Origin of the sequence: Pseudomonas sp. NFACC45 (genome assembly GCF_900113505.1) — a bacterium.
GTDB lineage: Bacteria > Pseudomonadota > Gammaproteobacteria > Pseudomonadales > Pseudomonadaceae > Aquipseudomonas > Aquipseudomonas tehranensis.
In genome coordinates this window covers 587,756-605,674 of the sequence record NZ_FOPO01000002.1, presented here as the reverse complement: position 1 = coordinate 605,674, position 17,919 = coordinate 587,756, and the positions used below count along the sequence as shown (strand labels likewise).

At 62.6% G+C, this 17,919-nt stretch carries 14 protein-coding genes; 5 read left to right on the top strand and 9 right to left on the bottom strand.

From position 1 onward, the window contains the following. Nucleotides 1–16: 16 nt before the first annotated feature. From BM132_RS05515 to tssB, 8 genes are all read right to left on the bottom strand, one after another. Complete coding sequence (locus tag BM132_RS05515) at nucleotides 17–460, bottom strand: hypothetical protein (RefSeq protein ID WP_092396825.1); 444 nt, start codon at nucleotides 458–460, stop codon at nucleotides 17–19. 55 nt (nucleotides 461–515) lie between these two features. Continuing rightward, a complete protein-coding gene (gene tssH / locus BM132_RS05510) occupies nucleotides 516–3,059 on the bottom strand; it encodes a type VI secretion system ATPase TssH (RefSeq protein WP_092396827.1) in 2,544 nt (847 codons plus the stop codon). Between the two features lies 1 nt (nucleotide 3,060). Next, a complete protein-coding gene (gene tssG / locus BM132_RS05505) occupies nucleotides 3,061–4,086 on the bottom strand; it encodes a type VI secretion system baseplate subunit TssG (protein ID WP_092453871.1) in 1,026 nt (341 codons plus the stop codon). After that, a complete protein-coding gene (gene tssF / locus BM132_RS05500; protein WP_092453869.1) occupies nucleotides 4,050–5,840 on the bottom strand; it encodes a type VI secretion system baseplate subunit TssF in 1,791 nt (596 codons plus the stop codon). Before tssF ends, tssG begins: the two co-directional genes overlap by 37 nt. Further along, complete coding sequence (gene tssE / locus BM132_RS05495; RefSeq protein WP_092396833.1) at nucleotides 5,824–6,267, bottom strand: type VI secretion system baseplate subunit TssE; 444 nt, start codon at nucleotides 6,265–6,267, stop codon at nucleotides 5,824–5,826. The genes tssF and tssE overlap by 17 nt, the downstream gene beginning before the upstream one ends. Nucleotides 6,268–6,280: 13 nt before the next feature. Then, nucleotides 6,281–6,778, bottom strand: coding sequence for an Hcp family type VI secretion system effector (locus BM132_RS05490; RefSeq protein ID WP_047225736.1), 498 nt, complete (start codon nucleotides 6,776–6,778; stop codon nucleotides 6,281–6,283). 227 nt (nucleotides 6,779–7,005) lie between these two features. After that, nucleotides 7,006–8,487, bottom strand: a complete 1,482-nt coding sequence (gene tssC / locus BM132_RS05485; RefSeq protein WP_053145385.1) for a type VI secretion system contractile sheath large subunit — start codon at nucleotides 8,485–8,487, stop codon at nucleotides 7,006–7,008. Between the two features lie 30 nt (nucleotides 8,488–8,517). Next, a complete protein-coding gene (tssB, locus tag BM132_RS05480; protein ID WP_092453867.1) occupies nucleotides 8,518–9,075 on the bottom strand; it encodes a type VI secretion system contractile sheath small subunit in 558 nt (185 codons plus the stop codon). 223 nt (nucleotides 9,076–9,298) lie between these two features. Here tssB and BM132_RS05470 point away from each other — a divergent pair, with 223 nt between their 5' ends. Genes BM132_RS05470 through tssA form a run of 5 tightly spaced genes read left to right on the top strand, consistent with a single transcriptional unit; the run spans nucleotide 9,299 to nucleotide 16,826 of the window. Further along, entirely contained in the window at nucleotides 9,299–9,760 is a 462-nt protein-coding gene (locus tag BM132_RS05470) for a type VI secretion protein (RefSeq protein WP_092453863.1), read from the top strand. A 52-nt stretch (nucleotides 9,761–9,812) separates the two neighbouring features. Next, the gene (gene tssK / locus BM132_RS05465) at nucleotides 9,813–11,144 is read left to right on the top strand and encodes a type VI secretion system baseplate subunit TssK (protein WP_092453861.1); all 1,332 of its coding nucleotides are present in this window, start codon (nucleotides 9,813–9,815) and stop codon (nucleotides 11,142–11,144) included. A gap of 17 nt (nucleotides 11,145–11,161) precedes the next feature. Further along, entirely contained in the window at nucleotides 11,162–11,923 is a 762-nt protein-coding gene (locus BM132_RS05460) for a DotU family type IV/VI secretion system protein (protein WP_092453859.1), read from the top strand. Then, on the top strand, nucleotides 11,920–15,741 hold the full coding sequence (locus BM132_RS05455; protein ID WP_092453857.1) for a type VI secretion system protein: 3,822 nt from the start codon (nucleotides 11,920–11,922) through the stop codon (nucleotides 15,739–15,741). The genes BM132_RS05460 and BM132_RS05455 overlap by 4 nt, the downstream gene beginning before the upstream one ends. Beyond that, nucleotides 15,738–16,826, top strand: a complete 1,089-nt coding sequence (gene tssA, locus BM132_RS05450) for a type VI secretion system protein TssA (RefSeq protein ID WP_092453855.1) — start codon at nucleotides 15,738–15,740, stop codon at nucleotides 16,824–16,826. Before BM132_RS05455 ends, tssA begins: the two co-directional genes overlap by 4 nt. A gap of 5 nt (nucleotides 16,827–16,831) precedes the next feature. On the opposite strand, the gene BM132_RS05445 is transcribed toward tssA, so the two are convergent. Then, nucleotides 16,832–17,776: a 2-hydroxyacid dehydrogenase gene (locus BM132_RS05445; RefSeq protein WP_092453853.1), complete on the bottom strand. Its 945-nt coding sequence runs from the start codon at nucleotides 17,774–17,776 to the stop codon at nucleotides 16,832–16,834. Between the last annotated feature and the right edge of the window lie 143 nt (nucleotides 17,777–17,919).

Below are 17,919 nucleotides of genomic sequence, written 5' to 3'. Positions count from 1 at the left end.
ATTGTCCTCAGCGCCGTCAAATATCGTCAGGAAATCCTTCGACCGGGCCTGCCCATAAACATGATTCAACTGGGAAAGGAACATTGTCCAGTTGATTGGTATTGACGCCAATACGTTGAGCGCAAATTTTGTCAGGCTCGCCAACTTTTTTAATCTTGATGAATCCGCTATTTACGTAGTCATCCACTTTCTTCATCTGTTTTGGTTTTATCCATGTGATGTTGAAATACAAAACATAGACTTCTGACAGTTTGCTAATGCCAAGTTTCTCTTTTTTCTCTCGTATTTCAGACGGTGGTATGGTCGTTAAATAGAACCCTTCTTCATGCTGCTTTTTGAACCAGGCCCACTTTTGAGGTTGATTCATCGTGCATTTCCACTCCCGGACGGCGGGGGTGCCGATTTGATTATCAGTGATGGATTTGGCCGCTGACTGGGTGGTGTAGTGGTAGAACTTCATAAGGGCTCCGGTCCAACTCAGAAAGTCTTAACAGGTGATGAACAACGACGGTGTGTCACTCCAACACCCACTCCGCCAACTTCCCCGTCACCTGCGTCATCAACACATTCTCCACATCCCTTGCTCCTGCTGCGCTGCACTTGGCCAACACAGCCTTGACGATCCCCGCGTCGAACTCGAATGGCTTGCCGGTCGCAGCCTTGTACCGCCCACGCAATTTCTCCAGCTTGGCCAGCACAATGGCTTCCAGCGTCGTCTCATCCAGCGGCCGATACGCCACCACCGTCATGCGCGCCAGAAATGCCGGGCGAAACGCTTGCAGCAAGACTTTATGCAAGGCTTCGTTGAAGGCGTCGCTGCCCAGTTGCGCGGCCGGCGTGTCCAGCAACAGTTCGGCGCCAACGTTGCTGGTGGCGAGCATCACCGTGTTCTTGAAGTCCACCACCAGGCCGGTGCCGTCTTCCATCAGGCCTTTGTCGAAGACGTTATAGAAAGCCTCGAGTACATCCGGGTGGGCCTTTTCGATTTCATCGAGCAATACCACCGAATAGGGTTTGCGCCGGACCGCTTCGGTGAGCACACCCCCGCTGCCGTAGCCGACATAGCCGGGTGGGGCGCCCTTGAGTTGGCTGACGGTGTGGGCTTCCTGGTACTCCGAAAGGTTAATGCTGATCAGGTTACGTTCACCGCCGTACAAGGCATCGGCCAGGGCGTAGGCGGTTTCGGTCTTGCCCACGCCGGTGGGGCCCACCAGCAGGAACACGCCGACCGGCTTTTGCGGATCGGTCAGGCCGGCGCGGTAGGCTTGCAGGCGCTGGGCGATGGTGTTCAACGCGGTGTCCTGGCCCATCACCCGCAGGCCCATGCGCTGACCGAGGGTGCGCACGGCGTGAGCTTCGTCGGCGAGCATCTTGCCCACCGGAATGCCGGTCCAGCCGGCGATCACGGCGGCGACGGTCTTGCTGTCCACCTGTTCGGGCACCAGCGGATCGTCCTGGCGAATGGCATCCAGGCCGGCCTCCAGACGCAGCAGTTCGGCGGCCAGGTGGTCGATGCGGTTGTCGATCTCGGTGTCGGGTTTTTCACCGTCGGCGCGTTCGCTCAAGGTCAGCAGTTCGCGGCGAGTGTCGAGCAGTTCGCGCACCGCTTCGCGCTCTTCGCCCCAACGGGTCTCCAGCTCGCGGATGGCCTGCACGTTGGCGCCCGACTCGGTTTCCAGCAGGGTGATGCGTTCGCGGTGATCCAGCCCGGTGGCCTGTTCACGGCGCAAGCGTTCGACTTCGTCCTTGAGGCTGTTCTGCCGGTGGCGCAGGCTTTCCAGGGGCGGCGGGACATCGTGTTGACCGAGGGCGACCCGCGCGCAGGCGGTGTCGAGCACGCTGATGGCTTTGTCCGGCAATTGCCGCCCGGAAATGTAGCGGTGGGACAGTTTCACCGCCTCGTGAATGGCCGCGTCCAGCACTTGGACGCCGTGGTGTTGTTCCAGTTTGGTCGCCACGCCACGGAGCATTTCCACGGCGGTGAGTTCGTCCGGCTCTTCGACCTGCACCAACTGGAAACGCCGGGCCAGGGCCGGGTCTTTCTCGAAGTATTTTTTGTATTCCAGCCAGGTAGTGGCGGCCAGGGTACGCAGCTCGCCTCGGGCCAGGGCCGGTTTGAGCAGGTTGGCCGCATCGCTGCCACCTTCAGCGCCGCCGGCACCGATCAGGGTGTGGGCTTCGTCGATAAACAAAATGATCGGTTTTTCCGCGCTGCGTACCGCGTCGATCACGCCTTTGAGACGCTGTTCGAACTCGCCCTTGACGCCCGCGCCGGCCTGCAACAGGCCCAGATCCAGCACTCGCAACGTGACTTCCTGCAACGACGGAGGCACGTCGCCTGCGGCGATGCGCAAGGCCAGGCCCTCCACCACGGCGGTCTTGCCGACGCCCGGCGCGCCCACCAGGATCGGGTTGTTCTGCCGACGCCTGAGCAGGATATCGATGCACTGGCGTATCTCACCGTCGCGGCCGACGATGGGGTCGATGCGTCCGTCCCGGGCATCGGCAGTCAGGTCCTGGGTGTATTGGTCGAGCACCGGGTCTTGTTTGTGTGGCGTCTCACCGGGTTTTACCGGGCGCACGCCGCCGACATGTTCCCGAGAGCTTTCGGTCCATTCCAGCAGATGGGCGCGCAAGGCCTCCCGGGGAATGCGCAACAGCGACGAAGCACTGTTGAGCAACAGGCTGCGACGCTCATCTCGGTCCAACAGTGCCAGCAACAACAAGCCGGACCGGATGCTGTCCAGGCCCAGCACGCTGGCCTGCACCACAGCGTCCTCCAGCAGGCCGATGGTTTGCGTCGACAGGGCCGGCGTGCGGGTACTGCCGGATTTGAACAGCTCCAGGGCCTTGTTGATTTCTGCTGCCACCGCGTCGCGCTCCAAGCCAAAGCGCGGCAACAGACAGGCGAAGTCACCGCCTTCGATGTCCAACAGTTCCAGCAGCAGGTGCTCGATTTCCACATAGTGATGGCTGCGTTGCAGGCAGCGCTGCGCTGCGCGTTCCAGGGCGCGGCGGTTGTCCGGGTTGAGACGTCCGATCAGGCTGGCCAGTTCCATTTCAGGCGATCTCCGGCTGACGAAGGCGAGTTTCGATCCGTTGTATGGCAAGGTTCGGCTGGCGTTGCAGGCCACCGTTCCAGCTCAAGCGCGGCGGCGCCTGGCGAACCAGTTGCAGTGGCCCGGCGCCCCGGATCAGCAGCACCAGGGTGCAATCCAGATCGGGACCGAAGTACAAGGCGTAAAGACTGGCGAGTAACGGATGGGTCTCGCCGGTGGGCAGCAAGGTATTGGCCTGGGCGGCGGTCAGCGGCCCGAGGGTCATGCGCACACCGGCATGTTCGTCCCAGACCCGGATGCCGGCTATCGCGCTGTGGCCCAGGCGCAAGTTGCGCCCGCCGGGCTGCAAGCGGCTGCGGCTGGCGGGCGGGATTTCACGCCAGCCACCTTCGTAGGCGGTCAGTTCCACTGGCAGCCCGAACTGTTCGCGCACGACTGCCGCAAACCCGGCCAGAGAGCGCCGGCCATCGGCGTATAGCGCGGTACACGCCAGCACGCCAGCATCGGGCGCGGCCTGGCGTTCTTGCAACGCCTTGGGGAGCAGGCCGGTCAATGCGCGCAGTTGTGCCTGCACGGCAGACGCCGCTGGTGCGGTAAAACCCAGGGCGATGCGGTGTTTGCGCATCACTTTGTAGAGCAGGCTGAGCAGGCGATGCTGGAACAGGTCGAGAAACTCCGCCGGCGCATGATCGCGCGCCCGTGCCCGCTGTTGCAGCCATTCCTGATAGGCGTAAGGCAAGGGACCGTCGGGGCCGCCCAGGCCAAAGATTGGCGTGGTCAGAACGGGCGCGGTGCCGGGCTCCTGCTTCAGGCTTTCGACTTCACTGGCGGCGAACAGCGGTGTCAACGGTCCCCGCAGGCGCAGGGCTTCGGCGTGGGGCGCGGTGCCGCTGCCCAGGGTTTCGGCCTGGGGCTGTTCGCGCTCCAGCACCAGCAATGCCTGAAGCCATTCGAAACGATGCGGATCGCGGCGCAAGCGTTCGCTCAGGTTCAGAGCGTCAGGGGTTTGCCGGCTTGGGGTTGCCATGTTTTCACCTCCCTGTCCGACTGAACGAGTACGGTGCGCACGAAACGATTGGCGGTGGCATAGAGGGAAAAGAACTGCGCCAGCACCCCGGAGAACAGCACGGCACTGCTGCCGACGAAATGTTGCGGGTCCAGTTGCAGGCTTACTTGCAACCCGTTGCGCCACCCGCGCCAGGCGTCTTCGCCGACATGGGCGATGACCCGGTCACAGCCCAGTTCCAGCACCCCGGCGATCTGACGCCGGGCACTGGCCTCGTCCCGCAGATTGTGCAATTCAAGAATTTCCCGCAGCGCGTCGAGAGCCTGGGGACCTTCCACCAACGACAGGTGGTTGAGGGTCAGTTGCGACACCAGCCGCCAGCGCGATTCGCCATCCAGGCGTGGCAGGCTTTGCGGGCTGGGCGGGTTGCGCAGGCGAGCCCAGGCCACCGGCCCGGGACGCTCAAAACCCAGTGCCGTGCCGGACGGCAGGTTTTGGGCCAAGTGGCGGTTGGTGCACAGCAACTCGGCGGTGAGGCTGTAGTCCCGCGTGTCAGCCAGCGGGTCGAACTGAGTGTCCACCAGACTGACCATCAAATCGGTGCCCAGGCGATTGGGGCTCATGCCGCTGACTCGCCGCGCATGCCAGTAATAGGCCTGGTCGTTGCCGTGCTGGCTGCCGTAATAGGCCGGGACTTTGCGCACCCCCTGGCTCGACGTCGCGCGCATGCCGCGGATGCTGTGGATCTCGACGCTGTTTTCTCGATGACTGTCGGCCACCAGGCGGTATTCGCTACGGGTGCCGTCGGGGCGCAGCGGCTCGGACGTCCTGGGGAACAGGTTGATCACTGGCGCGCAGCCCAGGGCGATGTCGCTGGCCTGGAGCGGCAGCCGGCTGACGGGCGCGCGGTCGAACACGATGTACAGGTACAAGGCTTGGCTGTCGCTGGTCGCTCCGGCCAGGGGCAAGTCGAAAAAGTCGAATTTGTCAGGGAAAGCAAAGTATTCCGCCAGCAGACGCATGCCGGGGTGCACACCGTCTTCGTCCGGCAGCAAGGCTTGATCACTGGCGAAACCGACGATCTCAGGCAGACCAGTCAGCGGCTCCGGCACGCTGCCCGGTGGGCCGGCCAGGACCTTCACGGCATGGGCGCCGAGCAGGTCATACAGCCAGGCGTTGATCATGGGTGAGGCTGCCAGGTGCACCCGCAGGGAATCGATCCCCAGCGTCGACCATTGGCTTTCGCCCAGGCAGCGCAGGTTCAGGCGCAAGGCCGAACGCGCCTGAACCACCCCCGTCAGCGCCTGAGCCTCATCGCTGCCCAGCAGCAACGCTTCACTGACTTCGATCGGCCACAGGCGCACGGCGGCCGTGGTGCGAAAATGAATGCTCTGCCCCTTGTCGGTGGTGACGAACAAGGGCGTGTCCCGGGGCAGGGGATAGCCTTCATTGAGGTTGCCTTTGCTCGGGTCGGGCTCGAACTGCACGATCGCGCAGGACGGCAAAGGGCGCAGGGCCAGGGGGTAAAGCTGTTCGAGCAAGGCATCGCTGAACTCGGCGTAGTCGTCGTCCAGTCTTCGCTGCAAGCGGGCGGCCAGCAACGCGAAGCCCTCCAGCAGTCGCTCGACATGCGGGTCCGGGCATTCACCGGGAGACAGCTCCAGGCGCCTGGCGACCTTGGGGTAACGTTCGGCAAACAAGCTCCCGGCATGTCGCAGCCAGGTCAGTTCACGCTGGTAATAATCCAGCAGTTGCGGGTCAATCGAGTCGCTCATGTCGTACCTCAAGGCCGTCGCCGGCGGGCTCGATGACAAATGCCACGGGCCATGAGTGCTGGTCGCCGCGCAACTCGCCCAATAGCCGTATGTTCAGTTGCTGGGGATGACCCGGTACAGGGTTGACCTGAACCTCGCCCAACCGCAGGCGCGGTTCGAAGTGGTTAATGGCCTGGCGGATCTCGCGGGTCAGTTGGCGACGGTCATCGCTGCGCTGCTGCTGTAGCGCGGTCCAGTCAGCGATGCCGTAATCCAGGATGCTCGGCGGCTCGGTCAGCGCCTTCGGGCCGCGTCGGGTGTTGAACAGGCGTAGCAGTTCGGCATGCACCGAGTCCTGCAACGCCTGCCGGTCGAACGCCCGCTCAGGGTCTTGCGTCGGGCTGGCCAGACGCTCGAACAAAGGAGGGCGAAGCCCGAAGCCAGCCATGGGCGCGGCGTCCTTACTTGGTCATCTTGTTGGCCGCCAGGTCCCACGTCGTGCCCGCCGTGCCTTCCTTGGTGCCGTCGTCTTTCTGCGCGGTGAGTTCCCATTTGATCTTGGTGAAGTTCAGCGACAAGGTTTCCACCGGTTTGCCGCCCGTACCGCCACTGACGCTGACGTTGGACAGCACGACGTTGGTTAGGGTGTAGACGATGAACGGCATGATCTGGCCGCTGCCTTCGGCGGCGTTGCGGCCGATGGTGATGATGGCTTCGGGGATCGGTTTACCGGCGCAGCAATATTCGTTGAGGGTGGGGGTAGAACTGTCGACGAATTTGGTCAGGGTGAATTCGCCGATATGGGGCCTGCCGGAGGTGCGTTCCGAGTTGCTGACGTCGTTGGTGACTTGCATCGCCACGTTGTGGCTGTAGGACATGACTTCGATTTTGTCGGTGAAGCCCTCGAGCAGGCTGTCGCCCTTGATGTCACCGCCGAGGTCGAGAATGATCGCATCCATTGTGTGGAACTCCTGAAGAAGACAAGTGAGGTAGTGCCCGATACCGTTAAAAACGAACGCCGAACCTGTGGCGAGGGGATTTATCCCCGCTGGGCTGCGCAGCAGCCCTCCAAGCAGTCAACTCAATCTGCCTGACACACCGGGTTGCTGGTATTCAGGGCCGCTTAGCGCCCCAGCGGGGATAAATCCCCTCGCCACAACAGCGTCCTCGCCACAGGTTTCAACCGTCAGGCAGCTACCGGCGGCGGCAGGGTCGCCACCAGGCGGATCGAGGCGGTCAGTTCCTCAAGCTGGAAGTGCGGGCGCAGGAACACCGTGGCCTTGTAGGCCCCCGGCTTGCCCGCCACTTCCGTGACGTCCACCCGCGCCTCGCGCAACGGGTACTGCGCCTTGATCTCTTGCGGCGCGTTGTCGTTGATCAGCACGTAGTCGGCGATCCAGTTATTGAGGTAGGTCTGCACGTTGTCGCGGGTCATGAAGCTGCCGACCTTGTCGCGCATGATGACCTTCAGGTAATGGGCGAAACGCGAGGCGGCGAGCACATACGGCAACATCGCCGAGATTCGCGCGTTGGCGTTGGCCTCGTTGGTGTTGTAGAGCTTGGCCTTGTTGGTGGTCTGGCCGCCGAAGAACACTGCCACGTCACTGTTTTTCTTGTGACACAGGGAAATGAAGCCCAGGTCGTTGAGTTCTTTTTCGCGACGGTCGGTGATCGCCACTTCGGTCGGGCATTTGAGCGACAGGTCGCCTGAGCTGGTGCGAAAGGTATGGGCCGGCAGGCCTTCTACCGCGCCACCGCCTTCGGCCCCGCGAATCGCCGCACACCAGCCATATTTGGCGAAGGCTTCGGTGATGCGTTGCGACAGTGCCCAGGCGGCGTTGCCCCACAGGTATTTGCTGTGGTCGGTGCCGTTGACGTCCTCGACGTAGTTGATGCCTTCCACCGGCAGGGTGTCCGGACCGTAGGGCAGGCGCAGCAGAAAGTGCGGCAGCACCAGGGACACGTAACGCGAGTCTTCGCTTTCGCGGAACGAGCGCCACTTGATCAGCTCCTGGCTTTCGAAAATCTTCGACAGGTCACGGGGCACGGCCAGTTCGGTGAAGCTGGTCATGTCGAACAACCGGGGACTGGCGGCGGCAATGAACGGTGCGTGCGCGGCGGCGGCGACGTTCGACAGTTTTTCCAGCAAGCCGATGTCCTGGGGATGGCGACCAAACGTGTAGTCGCCCACCAGCAGGCTGAACGGATGCCCGCCGAAGGTGCCGTATTCTTCCTCGTAGATCTTCTTGAACAGCGCGCTCTGGTCAAACTCGACGGCTTTTTCCAGATCGTTCTGCAGTTCTTTCTGGGTCACGTTGAGCAAGCGCAATTTAAGCCGCGTGCTGGTTTCGGTGTTTTGCACCAGCAGGTGCAGGCCGCGCCAGGAGGCTTCGAGTTTTTGCAGCTCGGGGTGGTGCAGCACTTCGTTGAGCTGGGCGCTGATCAACTGATCGATCTGGCTGATGCGGTCGTTGATCATGGCCACGGTGTCCTTGTCGATGGCCATGCCTTCGTCGAGGACCTGGGTGGCGAATTCAGCCAGCATGTCGCGGGCGTAGTCCTGCTGGCTGTCGTCGTGGGCCATGCGGCCTTCGGCGATGATCTTGTCCAGCAGGGACAGGGTCTGGGTCGTGCTCTCGCTGGTTTGAGCGCTGGATGAAGCAGGCATGGCTTTATCTCCCTTGAGTGATGAGCGCGATCAGGCCTGTGGTTCGGCCGGGGCTGGGTCATCGTTGGCGGCTTCGGTCGGCAGGTCTTGCGCATCCTGAGGGCGGGCTGACTTGATCTCTTGCAGGCCTTCGGTGTTGGCGATCACGTCGCGCAGCAGCTTGTCCAGGTCGTCGTTGCCGTCAAGTTTGGTCAGCAGGTCGCGCAGGCGCTGGCGCGCTTCGAACAATCGGCGCAGGGGCGTGACCTGTTCTACGACCTTGACCGGGTCGAAGTCGTCGATGTGGCGGAAGTTGAGTTCGATGTTGAGCTTGCTGTCGTCAGCGCTGAGGGTGTTGTTCACCTGAAGGGTGGCGCGAGGCGAGATGGAGGCGAGTACCTCGTTGAAATTGTCGCGATCGATTTCCGTGAAACGCCGCTCGTTGAGCTTGGGCAGTGGGTCCAGTGGTTTGCCCGAGAGGTCGGCCAGAATGCCGACCACCAGTGGCAATTCTTTCTTTTCGATGGCATTGCCGATTTCCACGTCATAGGTGATCTGGACGCGGGGGGGACGGACTCTGTCGAGCTTGTGCTGGGTACTTTCTGCCATGGCGGCCGACTCCGATGCATGTAGGAAGCAATGCATCGGGGGGCCCGCTCATCGCATTCCCTTGCTGATCCGCAGGTTGCAAATGGAGGGCAGTAGACCTGTCATTCCCTTGACGAACCTGGTGCATTCGACTGTGTGCGTCGAACTACCCAAGACGCTAGAACAGGTCTATAAAAAAGCAAGCAAAAACAATTTTTGACCGCTGAGAAAAGGAAGATTCATTTTGCGTGTCTTTTTTTCCGGATTTTTTTTGAGCCTCGCGCTCACCGGTTGCTCGCTCTTTGCCCCCAGCGTGGACCTGGACAGCCTGACCCTGGATGTCGCGCCGCGAGCCAATGACGACACCCCCATCGCGGTGGATTTTGTCGCCGTGAACGACCCGGATCTGCTCAAGCAGCTGTCAGGCATCACCGCCCGCCAGTGGTTCGCCGAGCGCGAACAGTTCCAGCGCGACTATCGTCAACTCATGTCTGTGTGGGGCCTGGAGCTGGTGCCGGGGCAATTCATCGACCGCCAACCCTTCCCGCTGGAGGGCCGGCGCGCCGCTGGACTTTTGGTCTTCGCCAGCTATAACACTCCCGGAGCCCACCGGCTTCGGCTGGACGATCAGCGCAAGGCCTGGCTGAAGTTCGAAAGTCGTGAGATGACCCTGGTGAACGATGGCCAACTTGCCAGTCAGCCTTGAGTGACCGCGTGCCGCCCTGGGGCGGCGTCATTGGGATGTCGAAGGGAGTCGTATGAGTCTGTTACCTGACGCGGTTTGCTGGCACGAGGGGATGCAGTTGCTGCCCCAGCACTTCCAATTGCAAGGGCTGCGCGCCGAGGCCCTGGCCGCGCATTTTGCCGGCGCCTGCAACCCATGGTTCTGGGGTGTCAGCCAGTTGGAAGTCGACCCTTCAGCTCTCAGCGCTGGCCAGGTTCGGCTGTTGCAACTGCAGGGCACCTTGCCGGACGGGTTGCCGGTCAACGTGCAAGCCGGGGTCGGGCCGACCCTGGAGCTGGACATCACCGAGGCGGTGAACAAGACCGACGACGCGACGGTGACCGTGTACCTTGCCATCAGCCCGCTCTGGCGCGCCGGGCAATTGCTGCCGCTCAAGGGACGCCTGCAATCGGTCGTGGGTGACGCCTTGCCGGACCTCACCAGTGGCGAGTTCCCCGAGTCCATCACGGTGTGGCGGCCGAACCCTCGGCTGTGCACGCAACTGAGCAAGGCCGACTCGATCTGCCTGCCACTGTTGCGCATCCGCAAGGAAGGCGGAGGATTTCTGCGAGTGCCCTACACACCGCCGACGCCGATCCTGTTGCCGGAATCGATTCTTGGTCGGCGAGTGGCCGGGTTGTGTGCCAGGGCACGGGAGAAGTGCCTGTTCCTGGCCGGGCGCCTGCGTCAGGCCCAGGCGGCCGGTAACCAGGACGATGCAATGGAGATTCGCCGTCAATTGACTGCGTTATGGGCGCGATTGCCGGAAGTCGAAGGCGCGCTGAACACCCGAGTGGCGACGCCTCAGACATTGCATGGCCTGTTGTTGGGGTTGGCCGGTAGCTGGTCGGCGCTCGATCCGCTGGCCGGTGTCCCGGCCTTCGCGCCATTGGATTTTCTTGAGTTGCAACGCGGCTATGAACCGTTGCTGGACTGGCTGGAAAACACCCTGGAGCTGGTTCGCGCCGGCTATCGCAGCCTGGCCTTCGAGCGCGATGACCAGGTGTTCTCGATCCAGTTGCCCGATGACCAGCCGAACCAGCGCCTGGTGATCGGCCTGCGCATGCCCAACGGCGCCAGTGAGCAGGCGGCGGCCGAGTGGTTGCGCGGGGCGATCATCGCGTCGGCGCCGCACATCCCGTTGTTGAGTCGCCAGCGCATGAGCGGTCTGCCCCATCAGGCCATGAGTCGCAACGAGCAAGTGGCCTACAGCGTGGGGGACGACACCCGGCTGTTCGTGGTGGCCGCCAGTGGGCAATGGTTCGATGGGCAATTGCCGTTGCACATCGTAGCGCCGGCCTCGCATCAGGCCAGCAGTCCGTGGCAAGTGGTGTTGTTTGTCGCGCAAGCCGGTGAAAGCGCCTGATCGTAAAGGGGAGTCGTATGCCTGACGGAAGTGGCGGGGCGGTTCGGAGTCTGCATGAGGCACCGCTGAGCAGTGCGTTTCGTCAGGCTTGGCTGAAGTGGTCCCAGGAGTGGCAGGACTTGCCCAAGGACAGTGATCCCGCGGTATTGGTCAGCCGGGTGGTGGAGTTCTCCGGGCGCAGTGCCCAGCGGTTGTGGCGGGTGGCCTTCGCCACCGTGGGCGATGCGGCGACCGAGCAGGTCAAGGCGCTGGTCTATGCGTTCGTGGCGCTGGTGGACGAGACCTTGCTGTTCACCCCATGGCCGGGACAACTGGCCTGGCAGCAGCATCCCCTCGAGTCGCGCATGTACTCCAGCCGCCAGGCCGGCGAACGGTTGCCGGCCGCCATCAAGAAATTGCTGGATGAACAGATGCCCGGCACCCGGGACCTGGCCAACGTGTACCTGCAGTGCCTGATTCTTGGTTTTCAGGGCCGATTGCGTGGCGAGCCCGGTCAGGTCCAGCACGAAAAATGGCGTCTGGCGCTGTTCACGTTCGCCTGGCAGCACGAGCCCGATTATATCGACGTCAGCGAGCGCCTGGCGCTGCCTGCGGCGGCCATGCCGGTACGTGTCCCGGCCCAGCAGTCGTTACCGGACGGGTTGCGCCTGGGCCTGGTGATCCTGGCGATGGTGTTGTTTCTGAGCGGGTTGGGACAGGTGTTCTGGCGTGACATCCGGTCGGAGCTTGAGCCGGTGCTGCAACTGAACGAGTCGGTGGTTCAGGAGCAGGACTCATGAGCCTCTTGAGCATCGTCGCCCTGGTGTTGCTGGTGATGGTTGCGGTGCTGCTGATTGCGGCGGCGATCTGGTGGCTGCGCACCCAGGGCGGCGCGGCCATCCGCAGCTTCTATGGGGCGGTGCGTCACATGGAACAGGAGCAAGGCACTCGGGACCGCTACCAGATGCCCTGGTTGCTGATGCTGGGCAACGAGTTCGATGGCACGCAGTTGTGCGCCCAGTGGCGTTTGCAGCCGACAGACAAGGCGGCGTGGTTCGGGCGCTGGTGGTCGGATGCCGAAGGCGCGGTGCTGGTGGTGCCCCAGGCGCTGTTTTTGCCCGATGAGGGCATGAACATGCAGCGGGGCAACTGGTGGCGCCTGTTGGGACTGATTCTGCGCCTGCGCAGCAGACGGCCACTGGATGCGGTGATCTGGACTGTGCCGTTCGGCAAGCTCGATGACCTCGAACAGACGACCGAGCTGAGTCTCAAGGTCCGGCGCTGTTTCATCGACCTCTTGCAACGGTTCGGTCTGAGCTTGCCGGTGTACGTGGTGATCACCGGGATGGAAGAACTGCCGGGGTTCCAGGAACTGGTCAGCGCCTTGCCCGCCCAGGCTCGGGAATCGACGCTGGGCTGGTCGTCGCCATATTCGCCCGATGCAGCATGGCAATCGCAATGGAGCGATCAGGCGCTGGATCAGGTCAACGCCGCATTGTCCCAGTCGATCATCGAGATCGGCGCGCTGTCGGGGCAGTTGAGCAGCGATCTGTATGGGTTGCCGGAGCGTTTCGAAGGGTTGCGGCGCGCCATGCAACTGCTGCTGGAACCGGTTTTCCAGGGCAATGCGCAAGGCGAGGCACCACGTTTTCGTGGCGTGTATTTCACCGCCAGCCAGGCACCGGCCGTCACTGGCGATGGGTTGACCGCCAGCGACAGTGTGTTGCGTCAAACGGTGTTCGCCCGGCAATTGTGGTCACGCCGGCTGGTGGCCGAGCGAGGCCTGGCCCAACCGGTGCCGCGCCTGTTGCGTTTGCGCCAGCGCTGGCATCGACTGGCCGGTGGAGTGGCGCTGGTGGTCGGGGTGGTCTGGCTGGGGAGCATGGTCTGGGTCTGGCACGATTCTGTCGAGCAAGCCCAGGGGTTGTCGCGGTTGATCCTCAGTGCGCACAAAAACCATGTGGTGGTCGATCCCGACAAACCGCAACTGGAACCGACCCGACAGAACGTGCAGAACTACTGGAACGTGCTGGAAAAGGCCCCACGCTGGCGTTTCGTCTCGGTGGTTTTTCCAACTTCATGGTTCTCCGGTGTGGACGCACAACTGGACAACGGGTTGCGCATGACCGCCCGCCATCATTGGATATTGCCGTTGCGTGATCTGCTGGCCTGGGACCTCGAACAGCTCAAGGGCATACGCAATACCGAGCGGCGCGGCAACGTGGAAAGCGAAGACCCGGCGCAATGGCAAAGTTATGTGAAGGCCAAGGATCTGGTGGAACGGGCGGTGCGTCTGGAACAGCACAATCAGATGTTCAGCCAGGCAGTGAACAACCCCAAGGCGCCGTTGGACGAACTGGTGCAACTGAGCAATAACGCCCTGTCGCTGAACCTCAATACCGGAACCTTGAGTCGGGCACGCTTCTACAATCGGGTGCTGTTCGATGCCCAGAATACCGATCTGAAAGGCCTGGACCTGAACGCTGCGCGTCCGCTGATCGCCGATAACTTCATGGGCCTGATGCAGCGCTGGCTGGATCAGTATTTCCTGGCGGACAACTTCGTGCGCCAGGCCGGTTACCTGAAGCGGCATCTGCAACGGCTTGAGGCCGGCGGTGGCAATTCCTTGAGTGAACTTGAAGAGTTGATGGCGTTGGTCGATGACCTGCAGAGGCTCGTCAGCCTGACCAACTCGGCCTGGGGCCGAGGCAAGGGGCAGGACCTGGTGCCCGGTTACACCCAGTTGCTGGACAAGGTGGGCCACAGCACGCTGCTGGGGCCGGATCTTGAGCAGGATCTGGAGAGCCAGGCGGCAAAACTGCAGCAGAGCTTTCGCGACCAATGGATCGTCCAGACCGGTTCCAGGGACAATCTGTTGGTCCAGCAGGGCAGCGGTTTGCTGGTGCTGCAGGGGCATGTCACGGCTCTGGACGACGCGGTGCAAGCGCTGTTCAAGCGTGACTTCGTGGCGTTGGCCATGCAAAAGGCACCGTCGGACAGTAGCGTCGACGCGATGGGCCGGGGTGACAGCGACGATTTCAGCGTTGCCCTGAACTACTTCGCCAGCTACCAGAGCTACGCCAATGAAGAGCTGCCGCGCATCCCGCCGGATTATCGGGGGGCGCTGATGGAGGCCGCTGAAAGCGCGGCGGCGCGGGCCATGTGGCTGAGTCTGGATGAAAGCGAGCAACCGCTACCGGGCATGAGTTTCAATGTGCAGACCTCCCAGGCCGTTGCCCTGCAAAAAGCCTTCATGGATGTGAAGCGCAGCGATCTGGCGATTCGTTTTCAGCGCCTGCTCAACCGACGTGCGTTGGCGCAGATCCAGAGCGGCCTGAACGAAATCGACGCCCAGCCACTGTTTACTCAACGCACCGATATCCAGCGCTGGGACGGCTCGAAGAACTTCGGTTTGCAGTTGTACGGTGCCACTGATCCTCAGGACTTGAAGCTGAGCCTGAACCAGCAGTTCGGCGCCATGCTGCAAATCGCCGAGCAACGCATGCCCGCGCTGGAATGGCTGATTGTCCAGCAGGACAATCTGTCGGCTCTGGAGCACGATCAAGTCAGCCGGTTCATGGCACTCAATGACGAACTGCTCAAATATAAAAACCAGAACCCGGCGAGTGCGGCTGCCCAACTGGAGCAGTTGGTAAGCCGTGATTTTATCGAAATGGACACCACGTCCTGCGCGCAGATTCTGCAAACGTCCAGCTTGCCCGGCGGGCGTGGCGACCTGGCCGTGCGCACCGTTACCCTGCAACAAAGCGCCTTGCAACGGTGCTTGTATCTGCAACAGAACCAGGCGGCGATGGCCTGGAATGATCTGGCCGATTACTTCAATCAGTACCTGGCCGGGCGCTTTCCGTTTTCCCAGGATGTACGGGCCAGCGACGCCGACCCGGCGCGGGTCCAACGCCTGCTGGAGCTGATCGACACGCGGCTGCCCCAGGCGCAGGCCGGGCTGGCGCTGAGCCGGACGCCGGAGCGACTGGCGGCGGAGGATTTTCTCAACCGTTTGAAACAGGCCGGTGCCTGGCTCGGGCCGCTGTTCGTGCGGGACAAGAGCGGTCTGCTCGGCGTGGAAATGGACGTGCGCTGGCGAACCGATCGTGAGCAGGAACGCGGCGCGGATCAGGTGATCGCCTGGGGGCTCAACGCCGGCAATCAACAAATCAGTTACCCTGGTGAAACCGGACAGAACCTGCGCTGGATGGTCGGCCAGCCGGTGAGTTTGACCTTGCGTTGGGCCCGCAACGGTTACCAGCGTCCGGCCAACGACCCCTTGCAACCCGACCTGGTGGTGCGCGACCTGGAAGCCGGCTGGGAGTATCAGGGGCCGTGGTCGTTGTTGCGCCTGATGCGTTCACTGGTGTCGAGCCAGCGCCAGCCGAATGCCGACTACACCGACTTCCCACTGACCTTGCAACTGCCCGTGACGGCCCAGACCCAGGCGACCACGGCGCAACAGACCTTGATGTTCCTGCGTCTGTCGCTGATGAGCCAGGGTTCGAAGCTGCCGCTGTCGATCCCGCCGCTGCCGACCCAGGCACCCCGTTCACCTTTCATGGCGAGCTCATCGAGCCCCGCCATTGCCACCCGCGAGGAGGGTTTGTGAGCTTGCCGATATCCCCGTTGCCCGAACTCATCCCGCGGTTGCTTGAGCCGATCAGCGCCGAATCGCCCTGTGGCCAGGATCTGCGCTACGAACCGGAGTTCGACCAGTTGCGCCAGTTGCGCCGGGAGGACGACACCAGCCTGCCCACGGGTGTGTGGCAATCGTCGATCAAGCGCGCCCAATGGCCGGAACTGGAAAAACTTGCCACTGCGCTGTTGCTCGAGCGCAGCAAGGATTTGATGATCAGCGCCTGGCTGGGGGAGGCCTGGCTGCACTTGACGGGGCTGGAAGGATTGCCGGGCAGCCTGGCGTTGGTGGCGGGTCTGTGTGAGCGTTACCCCGAGCAGCTGTATCCCCGGGCCGATGACGGTGACCCGTCGTGGCGGGTGATTCCGCTGGAGTGGCTGGCCCGTCGCTACAGCGAAGTGTTACTGACACGGGTGCCCTTGTTCGATGGCCGAGACCCTGATTTCGACGGGTTCTGCCTAGCCGACTGGCAACGCTTGCAGCGCCAGCAGGTGTTGGTCAACGACAGTAAAAACGCCAAGGCCTCGGCAGAAGCGGCGCGCAACGACCAGAAAAAACTCAGCGAACTGATTCGCACCACGCCATTGTCGTTCTGGCTGCATCGCCAAGGCAGCCTGATGCTGAGTCTGCAGCACCTGCAACGGCTCCAAGGCTGGAGTGATGCCTACCTGGGCGATCAGGCCCCGGGCTATACCGCCCTGCAGGACGTGATGCAGGCCTTGCTGACATTGATAGAGGAGTTCATTGCGATGAACCCACAGCAACCCAGCGTCGTGCCGGCGCAAGCACCACCGCCGGTGACGCCACAAACCGTCCCGGCGCAGACGGGCGCCGCTGTCGCCCAGGTTTTTCAGGAGCCGGCCAGCCGCGAAGAAGCCTATCGCCAGTTACTGGTCATCGCCGGTTACCTGGCTCGCACCGAACCCCACAGCCCGGTGCCCTATTTGATCCGGCGCGGCGTGGAGTGGGGCAATAAACCGTTGAGCGAGCTGCTGGGCGAACTGATCAGTGCCGATGCCGAATCCAGGCGCCTGTGGACGCTACTGGGCGTTCTCTAACGCTCCTAGTCGGGCAAGCGCACCGGCGTCAGCACCGGTTTGCCGGAAAAGAACGCGGTCAGATTCTGGCCCACCAGCTCCACCATCGCGCGGGTTGCTTCCGGTGACAGGCCCGCCACGTGGGGTGTGAGGACGACGTTGGGCAGGTTTTTCAGCGCTTGCGGCACCTCGGGCTCGTGATCGAACACATCCAGGGCCGCGCCGGCGATTCGTCGCTGCTCCAGGGCGCTGATCAGGTCGTCGGTAGCCACCACACTGGCCCGGGCGACATTCACCAGAAACCCTTTTGGCCCAAGGGCATCGAGGGCCTGCTTGTTGATCAACTGCCGGGTATCCAGGCCGCCTGGCGTGGCGACGATCAGGAAGTCCGAGACCCGCGCCAGCTCCGCGGGCGTGGCGCAGAAGGTGTAGGGCACGTCAGTGCGTACCCGGCGATTGTGATAGCTGACACTCATGTCAAAGCCCAGAGCGGCCCGCTTGGCGATCGCCATGCCCACCGCGCCAAGGCCCAGCACCCCCAGCCGTTTACCGGCCAGGGAAGGGCGCGCACTCCTGGGCCATTCGCCCCGGCGCAGGGCGGCATCGCAATAGGGGATGTCGCGCACCAACGCCAGTAACAGCGCCATGGCATGATCGGCTACCGACGACGCGTTGACCCCGGCGCCATTGGTCACCACCACGCCGCGCTGGTGGGCAGCCTGCAGGTCGACCTGTTCGTAGCCGGCGCCGATCACGCAGATGATTTTCAGGTTGGGCAGGGCGGCAATTTCTTCGGCCGTCAGACCCAGGGGACCGCGGGTCAGTACCGCGCTGAACCGTTCTCCATGTTCGTATATCGCCGTCTTGCGCTCGGCAGGCGTTGGCGCCAACTCCAAGTGATAACCCTGACGCTCAAGAATCGGCAGGTATTCGTTGACGGTTTCAACCAGGACAAGAACGGTTGCGGTCATGCTGTGCTCCTGTGGGCTATAGGACTGACGAAACCCTGCTGGGAGCGAGCCTGCTGGCGATAGCGGTGTCTCAGGCAATACCAAGGCTGGCTGATCCATCGCTATCGCGAGCAGGCTCGCTCCCACAGGGTTTTGTGCATTAT